The 20,256-nt window shown below is 56.3% G+C and carries 3 protein-coding genes; all 3 read left to right on the top strand.

Annotated elements, in window-relative coordinates; all coding sequences use genetic code 11:
* Nucleotides 1-31 precede the first annotated feature (31 nt).
* The 3 genes from M4951_RS10910 to M4951_RS10900 all read left to right on the top strand — a co-directional run bounded on the left by M4951_RS10910 (nucleotide 32) and on the right by M4951_RS10900 (nucleotide 19,841).
* On the top strand, nucleotides 32-4,504 hold the full coding sequence (locus M4951_RS10910; protein WP_262026515.1) for a GEVED domain-containing protein: 4,473 nt from the start codon (nucleotides 32-34) through the stop codon (nucleotides 4,502-4,504).
* A gap of 82 nt (nucleotides 4,505-4,586) precedes the next feature.
* The gene (locus tag M4951_RS10905) at nucleotides 4,587-5,342 is read left to right on the top strand and encodes a class I SAM-dependent methyltransferase (RefSeq protein ID WP_262026514.1); all 756 of its coding nucleotides are present in this window, start codon (nucleotides 4,587-4,589) and stop codon (nucleotides 5,340-5,342) included.
* Nucleotides 5,343-5,738: 396 nt separating this feature from the next.
* The gene (locus M4951_RS10900; RefSeq protein WP_262026513.1) at nucleotides 5,739-19,841 is read left to right on the top strand and encodes a GEVED domain-containing protein; all 14,103 of its coding nucleotides are present in this window, start codon (nucleotides 5,739-5,741) and stop codon (nucleotides 19,839-19,841) included.
* Nucleotides 19,842-20,256: the final 415 nt, after the last annotated feature.

Below are 20,256 nucleotides of genomic sequence, written 5' to 3'. Positions count from 1 at the left end.
CTGGCAGGCGCAGCGTTCGGAGATTTACTACATGAAACGGTCCTCTGGAAATCGCCCACGTAAAACCAGCAACCGCAAAAAGTTCCGAGGCTCTCAGGCGAAAATCGAATCGCTGGAAGCCCGGATGGTCATGGACGCGGCTGGATACGACATGGCCCTTGACGCATTCATGGGAGAAGATCGTATCGGACGCGACGGACCAACCGCATCGATCGGTTGGAATTTGACGCAAATCTATTATGGCGCGGACCTTGATGAAGTATCGGATCCGGACGCTGCAGGCGGCAGCACGAATCAGGGAGAGAGCCTTCTGCGGGATCAGTTTGTCATCGATTCCAATAATCGCATCGTGCTTGATTTGGCGGCAAAAGATGCCGCAAGTCTCCCCCAGTTTCTCAACGATCTCGCTGGGATCGGTTTTGAATTAACGGGGCAATACAACAATGCGATCTCTGGTTGGCTGCCGATTGATTCCCTCGCCGAATTGGCGGCACTCCCAGCACTAGGCGCCGTTGGCGCCGCGGCGCCGAAGAGCTATGTCGGCGTAGTCAACAGCCAAGGCGATGCGGCCATGCAGACCGATGTCGCAAAAGTGACGTACGGTCTTGATGGCTCTGGACAAAAGATTGGCGTTCTCTCTGACAGCTATGACGCCCTTGGCGGAGCCGCAGCGGACATCGCTTCGGGCGACCTGCCAGGCGCCACCAATCCCAACGGCTACACGACGCCGGTCCAAGTGCTAGAAGACTATTTTCTGCCTGATGCGACCGATGAGGGACGCGGCATGTTGCAGCTTGTGCATGATGTCGCCCCCGGCGCTCAACTTGCTTATCAGACGGCATTCACCGGGAAAACGGCGTTTGCCCAGGGCATTCTTAACCTTGCGGCCGCAGGATCGACGGTCATCGTCGATGATATTGGATATGCCACCGAACCGTTCTTCTCGGACGGCGCAATCGCCCAAGCTGCCGATCAGGTTGTTTCGCAAAACATCCCGTACTTCACGGCAGCCGGCAACAGCTCACGCGACTCTTATGAAGACGCCTATGTAAGCAGCGGGACCGTTTACACCGAAGGTCAGTTCACTTCAGCGACTGGCGCGCCAGTGTTCATGGGTGGTACGTCCATGGACTTTGATCCCGGCGCCGGGGTTGATGATCGAATGTCCATTACGGTTCCTGCCGGTGCGACTTTCGTCATTTCACTACAATGGGACGATCCTTTTTTAACGGACCAAGGAGTGGGCGCCGGTACTAATATCGACGCCTATTTCCTCGTGGGCAATCAGGTTGTCGCCGGCGGCGTTGACATGAATCAAGGAAGCGACGCCTACGAGTTCTTTGGTTTCGATAACCGAGCTTCAGCGACCGACACGACTATTGATTTGATGGTCACCAATTTTGCAGGCGTCGATCCGACGCGACTCAAGTTCCTGATCTGGGGCGGTCAAGGAACGATCAATGAATATGAAACCAATAGCAGCACCGCGATTGGCCATTCCAACGCCGAATTGGCGATGAGCGTTGGAGCCGCCTTCTATGGACAGACTCCTGTATTTGGCGCCGATCCAGCGGAGTTGGAGACGTTTTCGTCATACGGTGGAACGCCGATTATCTTTGACGCTTCGGGCGTTCGCCTGGCGACGCCTGTTTATCGTGAAAACGTCGACATCGTCGCTCCTGACGGTACTGACACGACGTTCTTTGGCGCCACTGGCGCTGGCGATATTGAGAGCAATGGCTTTCCCAACTTCTTCGGCACGTCGGCCGCTGCTCCGCATGCTGCTGCGTTGGCCGCACTCATGCTGCAGGCCAATCCCGAACTGATTTCGACGCAGGTGAACGACATCCTCCGTGATACCGCGATCGATATGGATGATCCGGTCACGGCTGAGTTTGACACCGGATTTGACTATGCCACCGGCTACGGCTTTGTTGACGGCGTGGCCGCGATTGAATTGGCGATCAACACGGTTGGTCTGAATCCCGGCGGCGGTGGTGATGGCGGCGGCGGCGATGTCACGCCTCCTTCCTGCGGCGTCTACTATGGTCCCGCGGCGGTCGAAGTTCAGGCCGCATTGGGCGCCAATCTGTTTGTCACCGGTCACCCGATGCTGGACAACGGCGTCGCCAACGGCCAATTGGGCTATGACTATGAAGTGCTCGACTTATTGCGCGGCATCGGCACTTTCCAGGAAATTCCGAAGTCGCAATACTCGATCGCGGTCATCGGTAACAGCGACGCCGATTGGGGTTTCTCGACAGGAACTCAATTTGCGACCGGCTATGAGTCGACCACCTTCTATGATGTCGACAACATCACGCCGGCGCTATGGTCTCAGATTCTCTCCAATGACGCTTTGATCATCCTGTCCGACGTCACTTCGGTCACCACCGGCGGCTTGACCGGTCTACAGATCGATACCATCGTCGACGCCAAAGATGCGATCGCCGAAGCGGTCAACACCCACGGGCTGGATCTCTGGACCAACGCCGGCAGCGCCAGCACCGGCTACTACGATATCCTGCCGACAGGCGCTGTAGACTTTGCAGCGCTCACGGCCAATGCGACTCCGTATGCCGCAACGACCGAAGGACAAGCGATCGGCATCACCTACGCAATGGCGAACGCCGCTGAAGCTGCGGTCGAGTTCACCGATTTCGACGACGACCTGCATGAACTGGAAACGCGAGCCGTCTCCGAAATTGTGTCGCTTGCCGCCACGAATATCGCCTTTGTGAACGACGAAATTATCTCGATCAGTCAAGCCGGTTCGTACATGCTGAACGGCGTGACCGGATACAAATTTAATGACACGAATCTGGACGGAATCCGCCAAGGCGACGAAGGAGGCCTGGCCGGTTTCACGTTCTTTATTGACGAAGATGGCGATGGCCGGATCGGCTTGTGCGAGCCATCGGCTGTCACGGACGCTTCCGGCAAGTATACGCTCTACCCTCGCTACAGCGGCACGTTCAACGTCCTGCAAGTTGTGGAGCCTGGCTATTTCAGCACCGATGACGTCCAGCATGTCATCTCGGTAAATGGACAGCGCATTACTCTCAACGCTTCGCTTGATTCGGGCGCTGTGGTCGCGATTGATTACGGCGATCCAGGCAATCCCTACGCCGCGCACCCCGTGGTCGATGGCTTTCAACTGGGGGATTCGCCGCTGGCCAATGACGGCGTCGTCTTTAGCACTGGCTTGAAAGTCGGTACGAACTCCGTCTCGATTGCATCCTCGTCCCTCTACTCGCCTGGCATCCTGCAAGCTTGGATGGACTTCAACAAGGACGGCGACTTCAACGATCCGGGCGAACAGATTTTCCGAAATCTGACGCTGCAAGACGGTACGCACAACTACACGTTCGTGATTCCCGACTACGTGATCGACGACTCAGGGCAGGATCCGATGTATCGCATTCCGCTCGACGTTCGATTCCGCGTCGATTACACGCTGAATCTTGGACCGACAGGGGAAGCGTTCGCCGGCGAAGTGGAAGACTACGAAGTCAATATCGCTCAAGGTCCCGATGGGGGCATCCGACTGACCGATGACACATTCACCTATGTCGAGGATACGGCGGACCAAACGTTTGACGTGCTGGCGAACGACAAGAGCTTCTTCAACCGAGCGCTGACAATCGTCGACATCACAGACGCGCCTACCATGGCGATTTTGGACGCGCTGTCGATTGTCGACAACAAGATTGTCTTCGACGCCACGGGAATCGTCGATCTGGAGAACGACATCACTTTCAGCTACACGGTGATGGACTCCAAGGGATTCATGGAGACCGCCGAGGTTACGCTGAAAGCGGCTGACGCCAATCTCGCGGTCATGGCCAGCGCGTCCTTCTTCAATCCATCGTTTGGCGGCGACGTCAACAACGATGGTTTTATCACGTCACACGATTTGGCCATTGTGCTCCGTGAACTAGACAACTACGGAACCCGATCACTGCCGCAAATCGGCACGCCGACGGAGGGATTCGCAAAATACATCGACACCAACGGCGACAACAGCTTCGACGCGCTCGACATCGTCTCCCTTCTCGAAAAGATGGTGCAAAATCAAATCCGGCATCAAGAAGAGGAAGTGGAAGCGGAAGCTGTCGACGCGGCCTTCGTTGAAGACCAACCCGCGGCGCCTTCCACGTCCAGCATGGCGGCTCCGCTCACTTTGCAGACGCCGCTTGCTTCGGGACTGACGACGACCCAATCGTCGTCGTTAACGAACGATGTCAGCGGTTACCTGGCTGGGGTCTTTGAAAAACCGAGTAAGCAAAGCAATCTGCTGAGCCAGCAGTCGACAACGCCTACCAGCGAAACGGAATCCGATTCGGAGCTCGACGAGCAGATCTTCTCGGACAACTCGTTTGAGTTTCTGCTGATGGATTCGGCCAGTAGCTCCACGTATATGTCCGAAGATGTTGAATCGACCATCGATGAAATCGCAATTGACGTTGACGCCGCCTGGGAAGAAGATCTGATCAGCGGCTAGCGCGCCTTGCGGCGAACCATCCACCTACGGCGGAGCAGCTAGTCTCTCCGCCGTTTTTATTTGCCGAAGAAGGACTTTTCAGGTGAACGAAGAATCACTGGCCAAATTGCGGAAGCGCAATCTTGATTCGGCGGGGGATTGGAAACGCTACGCTTCGCATCGTCGTCAGGCGACGCGACTGATTCTGGACGCCGCTCCCGCCAAATCGTCTCGAATTTGCCTGCTGGGAGCTGGAAACTGCAATGACATCGAATTGACCGTACTGTCGCGCACGTTTCGCGAAATTCACTTGGTCGATCTCGACAAAGACGCCGTTGAGCAAGGATTGAAACGACAATTCAGCGGCCTCCAGGGGAAGATCCTCATTCATGCACCGGTCGATTTGGATGGGGCGGATGCGATCTCCCTCCTTTCGTCGATCGGCGACTTTGACGTCGTCGCTTCGATTTGCGTTCTATCGCAACTGATCGACGCGATTCCTCATCAGGAGATGTCAAAAGAGGAAGCTCTGCCGCAGATTCAACAGATTCGAAAGCGGCACTTTGGCCTTCTGTCACATCTGGCCGGAACCGAAGGAAGTATGGTGCTCGCCCACGAAGCGGTCTCCAGCGATTCGGAGCCGAAGGTCGCGACCAGCGACGACCATCTGCTAGGCCCTCTCTTGGTGGAACTGGCAATGCAGCAGCAATTGTTTATGGGTTTGAACCCTGCCGTGATTGCCGGCGAACTTCTCAACTTGGCTCCGACTCGCGAATTAACAACCACCCCTCCCTGGAGATGGGATTTTGGCCCCCGATCCTACGTGGTTTGCGGTCACTCTTTGAAGCGCCAAGCCTAAATCCTGTTTTTCTGCCAGCAGGAGTTGCCAAAATTCACCGGTTGAAGCGAAATTACCGGAACTTCCCGCTTGGCCTCTACGTCCAAACGTCGAACCAAGATTCGATTTGCGCAAATTAAGCGACATCGAAACTGCCCTCGAATTCGTTAAAACCGGATTCGAAGACATAACCCAACCCGGTAAAACACGGCAGTCTACGCAATTTGCGAAAGATCAGCGTATTTGGTGCGTAACGCAGATTTGGCGTAACTATAATCCGGCTTAACCCCTGGATGTTGCAATTTTGCAACGTGATATGGGGGGTGGTCGAAAACCCAAAAAGCAATCCAGGTCCTACGCGGTTCTCCCCCCCGGAGAAGCTACCGCACCCTTCCAGTGAGGATAGAGGTCGTCTCAATGACCATTCGCTACACACGTCGACGTACATCCGCCCAGCGCAAAGCTGCCCTCAAGAACCATCTGCGCAGCAAGCGTAAGGGGGCTCCGCGTTCTTTGAATCATGAGCAACTCGAATCGCGCCAATTGATGGCTGGCGACGTCTTTCAGTTGATCGGCATTCAAAACAATAACGGCGATCTGCTGGATGACCTGGAAGTACTCAATAGTGCGCCGCACAATCTAACCTTGCGGTTTGATGAGAACCACGCGGTCGATCCAGCGACGCTCGCTGACGGGATTCGCATCTATCGTGCGGGGGCCAACAGCATCCTGGGAGATGCCGATGATGTCGACATTTTAGGAAACGGCGCCGATTTCGGGGGATTCATCGGCATCGGCGACAGTTCGAATGAAGTTGTGATCCGCTTTGGCGAAGCTTTGCTCGACGATCAGTATCGAATCGAAATTACCAGTTCCTTAATGGGGACGCCGCTCACCGACGGGGCGCCAACCCCCGGCGGAATGCCGACTGCCGCAACGCCGTTCTCTTCGACGTTTGAATTGAATCTGGGCGCCCAGATTCTGTCGATCGTGCCGCAACCGGTCACGCGCAATGAGACGACTGGTGCGCTGGAAATCGCTCGCGATCAGATCTACATCTACATGAATGATGACGATCTCGATATGGCGTCGGTATTGGACCCCGGATACTACCAACTTCTCTTTCAGCGAACCGACGATGACAATCCAGATATTCAAAACGGGGAAGTCGCGTTCTTCCCGACAAGCGTCGACTATGACGCCGACAGCGACCTCATCATTTTGAAATTCGCCAAGGATCTCGATACCTTACCTGGCGATTTAACCGGCTTCGTCGATCCGAGTAAGCCGACCGTCTTCCGACTGCAAATCGGCAGCAAAGAGATCACCTCGAAAGAGTGGACTGATACGCCGGACGTCGACACGATCGATGCGATCGGTCCCAACGATCCCGGCGACACGTTTGACTCGGCGAAGGATCTGGTCGGGCCGAATAACGAAAGCTTGCTGGACGGTAATCACGAATTTGAAGTGACTCGTCCCGCACACGCGACTCATCTTACTTCCACCGGAGCCACGGTCTACGACGTTGTAGGCCAAATATTTACGATTAACGACGGTAGCGACGCGAACAACGGCGTCGGCAATTCCCTCACATTTCAGTTGATCGACGGCGGAACGACGTCGAACCCCTTTTATGTCGCAATTGACATTCATGATTTGATCATAGACCCGGCGAGCACCCGAGCCATGTTGGCGGATCGCATCGCCATGCGAATCACAACAGCGTTCGCCGCTGAAGGCCTGGTGGTCAACGTCGACGAGCCGACCTCCAGCATCAGCGGAACGCGTTTTGCGCTTTCCAGCCCTGATGGTCGTCCGACCATGCTTGTGAGCGATACGACCGTAGGTTTGATCGTCGACCGCTCGCAAACGGTTGTCATTCATGGACAGATCATCAACGAAGCGGGGGAAGAATACGCGTTAGATCTGCCGGGCGCCAGCGATGAACCGGGGCATCGTGAGGACTACGCCGAACAACAAGAACATTTGTTGGGAAGCGCTGATGATCATTCCGGCATCACGGAGATTCGCTATACGTTCCCGCAGCAATATGGCGTTGATCCGGCGAAGGGGACGCCTCTCTTCAACCAGATTACCGAGGCGCAAAAGCAGCGGACTCGAGAAATCATGGCCCTTTACAGCTATTATGCGGGCGTGACCTTCGTTGAAGTCCCTTATTACGAACCGGACAGCCCCTTCTTCCAAGAGTACGACTTGCGCGTCGTGACCGGCGACTTGCGTGCTGTTCAGGCCAACGTACCCACCGGACCTGGCGGCGTCGCCGGTATCGCGGGGGGAGACTTGGTTGTGATGGACATTTTCGATCACCAGGATGCAGGTGACGACGAATATGGCGGCGATTGGCAAAGCACGGCGATCCATGAAATCGGTCACTTCCTCGGACTAGGACATTCGTATGAGCTTCCGCCGCTGACGACACAGAGCGGCGGCGCGAACAATTTTGGCTTAGGCGCCGAGAATATCTTCCCGGGCGATAATGACATCGTCCACATGCAGCATCTCTACAATCCCGAATCGAAAGATATCGATCTCTATAAATTGGAGATCACTGAAACGGGGCGATTAACGGCGGAAATTCTGGCCGAGCGGCTGAGCAATTTGGACCCGTCGAATCCGCGCGATCCAAGCAGTCTCGACGCGCTGATTACGATCTACCAAGAGAACGGAGACGGCACGCGCACGGTCATTGCCCGAAACGACGACTACTACAGTGAAGATCCGTTCGTCGAACTGTTGCTGCAACAGGGCACCTACTATATCGGCGTCAGCGCCAGCGGAAACAACGCCTACGATCCGTCGATCGCCGACTCGGGATTCGGCGGCAAGACGCAGGGCGATTATGACCTGCAGATTCGCTTCCGCCCGGACTCGACCAATTCGATCCGCGACACCGGGGCCGTCCTGGAATCGGGCACTTCGATCCTGGTGCGCAACGCAGCTGAAGACTTCGGAACCGACGCTCAACGAAGTCAATCCGGACTGCATACGATTACGCTCATCGATGGCAACGGCACGTCGGTCACTTACGAGCTTGATTTTGTTGACACGCCTGGCGTGCCTGCGACGGTCCAAGCAAACAACGTCGCCGTCCAAGTCCTCAATTCGGCCTTGGCCAGCGACATCGTCGACGCTTTGGTCACGGCGATCAACGGGACTTCCAATTTCGCCATCATTGCGACCAACGTCGGAAATCGGATCGATCTGGCGAACGCGGCGTCGAACAATCCGGTCGATTTCTCCTCGCTGATTGACGCCAATGACACGATGCGCATCACCGGCGGCGCTTCGGAAGGAGCGGCGATCGATGGTGATTTGAATGGAGCCGTCGGCGGGAACTACAACTTCTGGTTCCGGGCCGAAACTCCGCTCGAAGCGACGACTCCTTCTTCCGAACTCGATCAGCCGCTCGTTATCTACGTCGACAAAACATCGACCCGCGGCGGGCAAAACAACCCGGCCCTGGACGGTTCGCTGCAGCGACCGTTCAACAACATTCAAGCCGCGCTCACGCTCGCCGACCAACGCGGTATGGGGGACGTGATTCGCATCATCGGTCTTGCCGGCAATAGCGACGATCCAACCACGCTCGCAGATAATCTCGCCTACTACATCGGCTATGACACGACGGCAGGTCAGGTCTTAGAAGATGGTCAACAGCTGATCATTCCCAAAGACGTAACAGTGATGATCGACGAAGGCGCCATCCTCAAATTTGGCGTTGGCGGCGCAGTCGTCGTCGGCAGTACGTCGGTCAACGAAGATCGCAGCTTCGCCGCTTTGCAAGTTCTCGGCATTCCGGAACGTTTCGACCCCTATGTCAATTCCTCCGATGCGATCGTCGAAGACGTCGATCGGGCCGGGCGTCGCGTGATCTTCACTTCGTACAACGAAGAAAACGTCGGCACGAAGAGCAACACGCAGTTCGACCCTGAAGGCGGCGACTGGGGCGGCGTCTTCTTTAATAACGAAGTCGATCGAGAAGAAAACCACGGCAACTGGCAAGACAACGGCATCTTCCTCAACTCGATCGTCGGCGGCGACTTCCGTTATGGCGGCGGCATCGCATCGATCAACGGCGAAGACTTTACGCTTGCTCCGGTCTATATGGAAGAGACGCGACCGGCGTTGTACTTCAACAATATCGTCGGCAGCGCTGGCGCTGCATTCTCGGCCGATCCGAACAGCTTCGAGAAGACGAACTTCCAGGTTTACTCCCCTAAGTCCGACTTCAATCTCAGCGACAGCTATCGCATTGGTCAATTCAACCAGGCGACGCCTGACTACACCCGTTCGGGTCCGGCGATCTTCGGCAACGACTTCGTCACCAAAGCTCTGGTGACGACCGACGACACTGGAGCCGTCATCACAACGCTTCGCGAGGGATACGACACCAACTCGCTGAACGGCATCTTGGTTCGCATCAATACTCCGGCAGGCAACCTGACCGAAAAGCTCACGGTTACGGCCAATTTTGACGATACCGACATCGTCCACGTCTTGCTCGAAAATCTGCTGATCGAAGGAACACCCGGCGGTCTGCTGGTCGATCCTTTCGGAACGCTGACCGCGCGTCTCGACGCCGGCCTGGTGATCGATCCCAACATTGTGATGAAGTCGAACGGATCGCGAATCGAAGTTCAGATGGGCGCTTCGCTGATCGCAGAGGCTTCGAGCGGCAACGAAATCATTTTCACCTCGCTGCATGATGACCGGTACGGCTTTGGCGGGACCTTTGACACCAACGGCAACGGATTTGCAACGACGGCCGCGGCAGGCGATTGGAGCGGCATCTACTTCGGGCAAACCTCAACCGGCAGCCTGGATAGCGTCATCCTGGCGTACGGCGGTGGAAATTCACGTGTGGACGGCGGTCTCGCCTTCTTCAACGCCATCGAAGTGCATCAAGCCACCGTTCGTGTTGCCCATAGTCTGCTTGAAGAAAACGCTGACGGCAGGGGGACCAATGATCCCGGCCCGACGCGAGCTGGTCATAGCGCCAACGCCGGCGGTACGATCTTTGTCGCCGGGGCGCAACCGGTCATTGTCAACAACAATTTCCGTAACAACGAAGACGCGTCGGTCAATATCAACGTGAATTCGCTCAACTCGAACCTGGTGGTTGACTGGGGTCGTTCGACCGGCTTAGTCGACGTCACTCCCGGCGTCGGCGACAACCAAGGCGCGTTGATTCGCTTCAACTTGCAGACAAACAACGGCGTGAACGGCATGGTGGTTCGCGGCGGGGTGCTGACCACGCAAAGCGTGTGGGACGACACCGATATCGTGCATGTTCTGTTCAGCGAAGTCGTCATTCCCGATTTGCACACCTACGGCGGTTTGCGGATCGAAAGTTCGACCCAAGAAAGCCTGGTCGTCAAGCTGATGGGCGCCGAGAACGCCGGCATCACCGCGTCTGGCAGGCCGCTCGATATCGAAGATCGCATCGGCGGCATGCTGCAGGTGATCGGCCAACCCGGTTTCCCGGTCGTCTTCACCTCGTTCTATGATGACACGGTCGGCGCTGGCTTTGATGAAAATGGAAATTCCGCCGTCGACACCGACAATACCGGCGATGCGACTGCGCCGGCGCCGGGCGACTGGCGCAGTTTGCTCATCGACCAATTCGCCAACGACCGCAATGTCGAAGTGATTGTCGAAGCGGAAAGCAACAACGCCGTCTCGGTCGGAACCAACGGCACGCCGCAATCGGCCCAAGCGATCGGCATTTTGGCTCCTGACGAATATGCCGGCGACGACAACCGCCGCTTGGGCTTCGAGATCCAAGGCTATCTCAGCTCGCCCAGCGATGTCGACGTCTACGCATTCCAAGCGACCCCCGGAACCGAGGTCTGGCTCGATCTGGATCGCACGACCATGGCCTTGGACGCGATCATTGAACTGATCGATGACAACGGCAACGTGATCGCACGTTCTCTCGACAACAACACGCTGTTCGGCAACAACGACGCCTCGAATCAGATGAACACGATGCCCAAATCGGGCACGTACGACCAGGATCGCTGGACGATCAATCCGCGCGACGCCAGCATGCGAATCGTCTTGCCGGGCAATCCGACCTCTTCGGTTCGCACCTACCATGTCCGTATTCGCAGCAACGGCGACGACATCGGCACGACGACCAACTCGAGCGGCAGCTATCTCGTCAATCAAGAGCAACTGACCGGCGGGCTCACTTCCGGCGTTTATCAATTGCAAATCCGTCTGCGGGAAGTCGACGAATTCGGCGGCTCGACCATCAAGCAAGCGGACGTCCGCTATGCGACCAACGGCATCGAAGTGCTGGGACAACCGGCACACTCGCCGCTACTTGGCGAATCGGCCGAAGATGGCGTCGACACCAATAATTCGCAGAACAGCGCTCACAATGTCGGCAATGTGCTGACCACGGACCGCGATGCGATCAGCATCGCGGCCGAGATCGCCTCGGACACTGACGTCGATTGGTTCGAGTTCGAATTGACCCGTGACTTTCTTCAGTCGATTGAAGGGTTTTCGGCCGACGAGGTGTTCGCCAGCTTGATGATCGACCTCGACTATATGGGGGGCGCTCGCGGCAACGCTCAAATCGCCGTCTACGACGCGAGCGGCCAATTGGTGCTCGTCAGCTCCGATTCGGGCGTCAACGACGATCAAACGCAAACGCAGTTTGTCGCGAACACGACGTATGATCCTGATTACACGTCGCTGGCCGACCTAGAGCGCGGATCGCTCAGCACCAACGATCCGTACATCGGCACGATCAATATCCCGCAAGGAACTTACTATGTCGCCGTATCATCGACGGCGCAGATTTCTAATCAACTCTCTCAGTTTTACGAAGAAAATCCGACCAACTCGCTGGTTCGTTTAGAGCCGGTCGATTCAATCCAACGAATCGTCGAAGAACATATCGGCACTAGCACGTTCAGCACGGCCGATGCTCCCGATATCGCGGCCTTCTTAAGGGATCCCGAACAGGCGAAAGATTATCACCTGAGCGATATGGTGATGTTTGTCTCGGTAGCTGTCGGCGTCGAACGGACCCAAGTCTGGGCGGTCAATCCGTTCACCGGCGCCGTCGAAGCGTATGTTGGCGAATTTAATCAAGCGGTGGGCGATATCGGCATGCGTCCCGATGGCAGTCTCTTCGCTTATAGCCAAGACAATACTGGTCCTAATGCTCCTGCGGCCAACGCCAACGGCAATTTCCTGCAGATCGATACCGGAACCGGGGCGTCCACAATCGTTCGTGACGATGGGGTGCAAACCTATGTACTCGACAAAAACGGCAACCCGGTAGTTGACAACAAAGGAAACGGCTTTGGCTACGACTACAACGCGTTGGCCTATGGTTACCTTTCCGCCAATCCCAGTGCACAAAGCATCCGTGGCTACGCCGTAGGAAATTATGCTGGTGGAGCAGGCGGTCCGGGTAGCGCCTCCACAGACGGCACCAATATCTTGTTCCGCGTCGATGCGTCTGACACCGATGGCAACTCTACGCCGCTGGGCGTCGCGGTTGATGCGGACGGTGATCCCAACAAGGGCGCCAATAACGACACGAATGAGGATCGAGCGATACGCGACTCAGGCACGGACGTGGAGGCGGTGGGACAAATCCGCACGGACTTTGACTTCGTCACCCCTGGATCGTCCATCATTATCGTCAATCCTGTTTCGACGTTTGACGCGAATGGCGCAGTTCTCAGCAACTACGAAGACGGCGATACTTTTGTCATCGACGGCGACGGCAATGCGGCGACTCTTGGTGATCGCATCACGGTCGAACTGAACTTGGGCTATGACCTGTCGTTCACGCCGCTCAATCGTCAGACGACCACGACAACCTTCCAAGGCACTACGCTCACGAGACGCAGCGGCGGTACTTTCCCGACGGACGGGTCTACCTTTGTCGTGGATGGCGTGACGTACGAACTCGATCTCGATCAATACATTGACTTCGGTTCCGTCGGCGGCCTCTTGGCTACGAATGACGAGGGTTCGGCGATTCAAATCGTCGACGACACCACCGGCACGAGTCTCTTCCTGTATCTCGAAGACACGGCGGATGGCAGTACGACAGATGGGATCAACAGCGCCACTCTCGGGGCCGCCCCCAGCGATACCGTCGTCGCGGTTCAATATACGGCTGGCGTTACGACACGTGAGATCTTGCTGCAGTCCGTCTTGAAAGCCATTACTGACAACGCAGCAACAGCCGGACCTGCCTACCGACTCAATGACACGATCGTCGTCTCCAATGATTCGAGCATCGCGCTATTGCCTGGCTTGGCCGATACGGCGCCTATTTTTGGCGGCGTCACCATCTCCGGCGGCGACGGCGCAATCGGTACAAATGTGGTGGTCAGCGTTGATCCCGGCGCCAATGAGGAGGAGATCGCGACGGCCGTCGCCGCGGCGATCAACGGCCAAGCGGCCGGAACAGCCAGTCAATTTGGGACGCGCGTGACAGTCAATGCGACCACCGCTGACTTCACCGGTATCGGCACGCTTGCGACCGCCCAAGCCAATGTGACCACCGGCGCCGGAAATGTGATGGTCAATATCGGCGCCGATTCCGACGCGAAAGCCGTAGCCGACGCGATTGCAGCGGCAGTCAACACGGAGGCGACGTTTGTCGCCGATAGTGCAGCTCCTGGGCGCGTGCATTTCACCTACAACGGTACGAACGCAACCGTCGAAGCGGCGGCAGGTCTCTTCCAGATCGGCGGTGAAGCAAGCGGCGGAACCGTAACCGGCTTGGCTATCCAGAATACGGACTTGTATGCCGTTGACGACAACGGCGGCGTTTTCCGTGTCAACCTTACCAACCCGACCCAAAGCGATTTCCTCGGCATTATCAACGATGTGAACGGAAACCCCGTTGAGTTTGTCAGCCTTGAAGCAGCTCCCGCCTCTATGCAAGAAGCGGCCAGCGAGTACGGCAATATCTTGTTTGGCATGTCCTCTGCCGGCGTGATGTATGCGATCGCGATTCAAGAACTCGGTACTTACGATGAAGCGGACTTAGCGCCCATCTTTGTCGGTGGTCGCACGAGTATTGCGACGGCGCTCAACGTCTTAGACGACAATCCCAATATCGGCGGCTCGATCAACGGTATTGCGATGGGGACATTAAGTCGCAACCTTTGGAATCTGACCAATACCCGCAGCGGTGACGCAGGGCACGGCATCGAGGTCCCCGTGACCGGCTGGCGTGACGCAGAAGGTGGAGGAGTCAGCTTCTACTTTGGCAACGAAGATAAGACATTTGCGGAAAACGCAGCCTACGGTAACGCGACATCGGACAACTATGATTTTCCCCAAGGCGCCCACGGCACGCTGATCACCGAAGACTTTAGCCTGAAGGGATACGATGCGGCCGATATGCCGGTCTTGTATTTCAACTACTACTCGGAAACCGACAACGTCAACGGAGACCTGGCGCGAGACACCTTCCGCGTCTTCGTGGCCGGAGACGACGGCAACTGGGTACAGGTTACTACCAACAACAACTATAACACTGGCGGCGGCAACAATGACGAGTTTGACGCCCAAGATAAAGAGACGTTAGAAGACCGGGCCGTCTCCACGCCGGAGGCCACGAACGGCGCCACGAACGCGGTGCAACCGACGTATGACAACACGAACTCTTGGCGCCAGGCTCGTGTTGATCTTTCGCAATTCGCCGGGCAAGACAATCTGAAGTTGCGATTTGATTTCGCCACCGGCGGCCAAATCAATATCGGCGGCGTCGCCGTAGATGAACAAACGGGAGCAAACTTCGCCGCCAACACGACCGACGTCCGCGCCCTTGATTCCAACAAGCATGAAGATGGTGAAGTCTTCTCGGTGACAGACCCGTACACAGGGGAAGTCTTCTACTTTGAAATCAACAAAGGCCAGACCCTGACCGTAGGGTCCTACGCTCAGTTCGTGGATGGAGACACCTTTGCGATCACGGCCAACGGAATGACTCGGACTTTTGAGTTCGACACGGGTGATGGAAACACGACCGCGGACAACATGATCTCCATTTCGCTCAGCGATACGCCCAACTCGATCGCCGAAGCAGTCCGCAATGCGATCAATGACGACGCGGCTATCGGATCGATCGTCCGGACATTCCGTGACGGCAACGAACTCACGATTCGTGATATCGACGATATTGGCCGGTCGACCGAACCCAACGGCCTGACCGTTGTCACGGACGGCGGCGGCAGCATTACGGGTCTGCAAATTGCCGGAACGGAAGAAGGCCGCGCCACAACCAGCTCTTTGTTGGACTTGGACAATCCGACCATTGACCCGATTACCGGCTTGCCAATTTTCACGCCCGGCATGTACGATCTTCATACGATTGACATTCACGACGACCTGTTTGTCACAGTTGCTCCCAACGCCGATGGCGAACAACGGATCAGCGACATCCAACTCGCACAAATCATGCAGGTGCGAATGCAACAGGCCATCGCCGCCGATACCGTGGATATGAATGAAGACATCATCTACACCTTGATTCCGCAACATGAGGAATTCCTCTACCTCCTAGGCGGCTACCAGCTCACGCGATACGTGGATGGAGACAACGGCGCTATCTCCCATCTCGGTTTCGACGCAAACCTGCAAAGCGACACGTTTGGCGTGATGCAGGACTTCCCGACCACGGTCAATACCGACAATGGTTTGCCGAACGTCTTCGACACTCGCAAGGCCTTTAATCAATCGAACGAACGCGGCGTCGACAACGCTCGCCAAGGCATCTTTATCGATGACTTGATCATCGGCTTTGCGGAACGCGGCGAAATGGTGACGGGCGCCTCGATCAACGGCACTGGATTTGAAACGAATCCCAACGCCTTGCTGATCGACGTCTTTGTCGGGGAGTACCAACTCGAACTGCGAGAAGGAACCGAGTACGTCTTCGCAGGCGGGTCGTATAGCAGCGAACGTATCGCGGTATACACTTGGGATACGAACGACCGTTTGCTGGACGGGCATTCGATCATCGCTCCTGCCGGTAAAGACATCCAGAACAACACGCTTCTGGAAGTTAGCGATGGCGTGGATACGATCGTCTTCCGTTTCTGGGATCTCGACCAGGAGGAGACGATCCCGACATACTTGCAAGATCGAGGCACCGACACAAAGCTAGGCGTCTATACCATTGGCTATCGCTCGACGATGACGCAAGGCGACATCGCCCGTGCGTTGAGTACGGCAATCAACGACACCGTCGGCCAAGTTGCACGCCGACTGACCGAATCGACGCGCACCTTTGGCGTGATCGCCCGCGTGAATTCGACGCTGGCGGTCGACGCGACCTCGGGTCGAATCGATCTCTCGCCGAAGAGTCCCTACTCAGACGAAGTTATTGTCGGCCTGCTGGGAACGACCAATCTCGGGGCGCTTCGGTTCAGCGAAAACGGCAATGACACCTTCCTCGGCGCGACCAATACGAAGCTCGACAGCATCCGGTTTAACGGCTACATGGAATTCCATGCCCGCGGTCAAATCGGCGATAACCCAGTGGTGGTGGACGGCACGGATCCGCCGGTGAACGGCGATGTCGACATGTACAATGTCGATCTTGGGCTGGGAAGCACCCTACAAGTCGATGTAGAGTCATTGTCGCTCGGATCCCCTGTCGGCTCGCTGATTCGTCTCTTCTATATCGACGGAACGGAAGTCGTCAGCGCGGTTGCCGGCGTCGATCCAACGCTGTCCTATACCGTCAGCGATCCTTTGATGGCGGGTCGCTATTTCATCGCAATCAGTCATGAGGACAACGACAACTACGATCCGGCAGTTCCTGCTGACGATCTGGCCAATATGCCGCTGGAGAAGATCGAGTATGCATTGACGGTCAGCGTCGATAACGATTCGCCGAATCCGTTCCAGTTTGTCACCTACGCCGACGATGGCGATCAAAACAATTTCCGCGATCAAGGGCAGATTATCATCAGCTCGAATCGCGTTTCTAATTCGTCCGAATGGGGCGTCTTGGTGGACGCAGCTCCTCGCGGTTTGGCCGCCGACGGCGGCGATAATCTGCCGCACCAAGGAGCGGTTCGCGTTACCCGCGAAATCAACACCAACCGCCTCACGACCGGCGTGACGATCGTCAACAACATCATTTACGACAACGGCACCGGCGCCATTCTCTTCAGTGGAGATGCGGCTCCAACGTCACAGACGCCAGGCTCCGTGTCAGTCGGCCGAATCATTAACAATACGTTGTATGGCGTGGGCGCCGGCGATGTCGGCATCCAAGTCAACAATCAAGCTGGTCCGTCGATCGTTAACAATATCATCGCCAACTTCGCTACCGGCATTGATGTAGCCGCCGATGGAGTCTCCCCCGTTCAGACCCGTATTTCGCGTACGCTATTCCAAGGAAACGGCGCCGACAGCGCTTCCGGCGACACCGGACAATCGCCGATTCTGCTTGCCGCCGCCGCCCCGCTGTTTGTGGATGCGGCGAACGGAAACTTCTATCTCTCTTCGGGTTCGCAAGCGATTGATGCGGCGATCGACTCTGTCCCGGATCGAGCGGAATTCAACTCTTTGAACAGTCCCCTTGGAATCGCTACTTCGCCGGTCATCGCGCCTGCACGCGATCAATCGGGACAGCTGCGATACGACGACCCAACGGTCGTTTCAAGCGGCGGCTCGGGTGTCAGCGGCTTTAAAGACATCGGCGCCCTGGACCGGGCCGACACGCGCGGCCCCGGCGGCAAGCTGATTGATCCTCAAGACAACGACGCCGCCAATCTGGACCTGGACCAGACGCAAGATGTGGTTCAGCTGCTCAACGGCCCGTTGACCAACATTTCGATTCAATTGATCGATAGCAGCGGTCTTTCCAGTCAACCGCAAGGCTCGGGCATTGATGACACGACCGTCACGGGCGACTCGATCATCGTGCAACGGATCAGCGGCAACTCGGAGACGACGCTCGCTGAAGGAGTCGATTATCGCTTTGACTATGACGCGACCAACAACGTCATTCGGATCACTCCGGTTTCCGGCATCTTTGAAGAAGGGGTCACTTACAAGATATTGCTCAAAAATCGATACACCATCGATCCGGACACCGGTATGGCGCTTGGCGTAGATCATCCCGATCTGATCAGTGACAACGCCGGAAACTCAATCGAACCGAACAAATTCACCGGTAACGAAACGAGCTTCTTTATACGTGTGGGCGGATTACTCGATTTCGGCGACGCTCCCGAAAGCTATGGAACTCTGATTGAGAACAACGGTGCTCGTCATGGAATCCGCGAAGACTTCTTCCTGGGCGAAAGCATTGATTCGGAACTCAACGGCAAGCCGAGCGACGGCGCTGAGGACGATAATTTCGATGACGGCATCGTCTTCGAAGAAACAAGTTTGGCTGGGACCGGCGTAATCAGAAGCGGAGGCTCGAGCGTCATCTATGTTGAAGCGACGGTGCCGTTGAACGAAACCAACTACGGCTTTATCCAAGCCTGGTTGGACTATAACGGCGACGGCGTCTTCGATGATGAGGAAATGGTCTTGAATCGAGCGTTGAATGTGAACGCGACCAACGGCGCCAACCTGGGATTGGGTCAAAAGTTCATCATCGACAGCGACATGCCCAATGCGGTCTCTGGCCAAACTTACATGCGTTTCCGCTATAGCAGCACCGGCGGGCTCGCCGCCACCGGGCTTGCCGAAGATGGTGAGGTGGAAGACTACGAAGTCACCATCGAAGCCGCACCGTTTAATCCCTGGCACAACTCGACTCTGCCAGAGGCGGTGACCGTCGGCGACAGCATCGTTTCGTCACACGATCTGGCTGCGATCTTGCGTGAAATACAACGCCGTGATTACACGGATCCTGTTACCGAAAAGTTCAAACCAGAATATGACCCCTTCAACCCGACGATGCCGTTCATCGGCATCGGCGGAGTACAAGGCGTCGTCCCGAACTATCTCGATGTGGATAATGATGGCCGTGTCTCGGAACTTGACTATCAGGCTGTTCTGGAATACTTCGGGCGGAACCAAGTGCAGCTTAACCCCGAGTTTGTCGAAGACGCGTTGCTCTCTTCGTCCTCGGAGATTGTCAATCCGGCCGTCGAGAATACGCCGCTGATCGACTCGTCGACCAGCTCGGTGCAGATCGTCACCACTGACGCACCGTCCTACACAATGACGTCGACTCCGTTGACCGCCTCGTCGGCGGCCATCTCGTCGAACCCGACGAGCCAACCGACGATTGACCTCTTCGGCCTCAGCATTCAGCAGTCGAAGTCGAATGTCACAACGCTCAGTCAGTCGACTTCGACGACAACATCGTATAACGATGTCGACGAATCGTTTACGGACGAAGTCTTGCTTGACGATTCGCTGGACGCCGTTTTGCTCTCGGTCGCCAATGATGTGGATGACGCCTGGCGAATCGATACGGATGAATCGGACGACATGGATGATTTGATCGCTCTGATTTCTCAGGACGAAGAATAATCGCCTGCGACTCACATCGCCCAAGGCCTCCCTTCCCGGGGAGGCCTTTTTTTATGGACGACTACCCCGTGCAGCGCAACGAAACCCAACAATCCGCGCACCATCGCTTTTGAAGGGGTGTAACCCGCGCTCCGCTCCTGACTTTGTCGCCAAATAGTAACGGATTCCGCGGTCCAGGGAGTATTTCAGGACAGGTTTTGCTCGAAGCCGTGAGCCTCTTCTTGTCAAGCTAGCACCTATTCACTGCTAGCTTGGGACTTCGTGGATAAGCATCGGGAAAAACCTCTTACTAGAGCGGGTTCCTGCTAGCTGACCCATTTTGATTTTCCAACGATTGAAAGTGAAGACGGTGCTGCGCGGCACGTATCGACATCAGCCGCACGGCGTTAGCCGCGGTTTCTGACAGGAACTCTTT

This window comes from Blastopirellula sp. J2-11 (genome assembly GCF_024584705.1).
Taxonomy (GTDB): domain Bacteria; phylum Planctomycetota; class Planctomycetia; order Pirellulales; family Pirellulaceae; genus Blastopirellula.
This window is presented reverse-complemented; position numbering and strand designations above follow the sequence as displayed.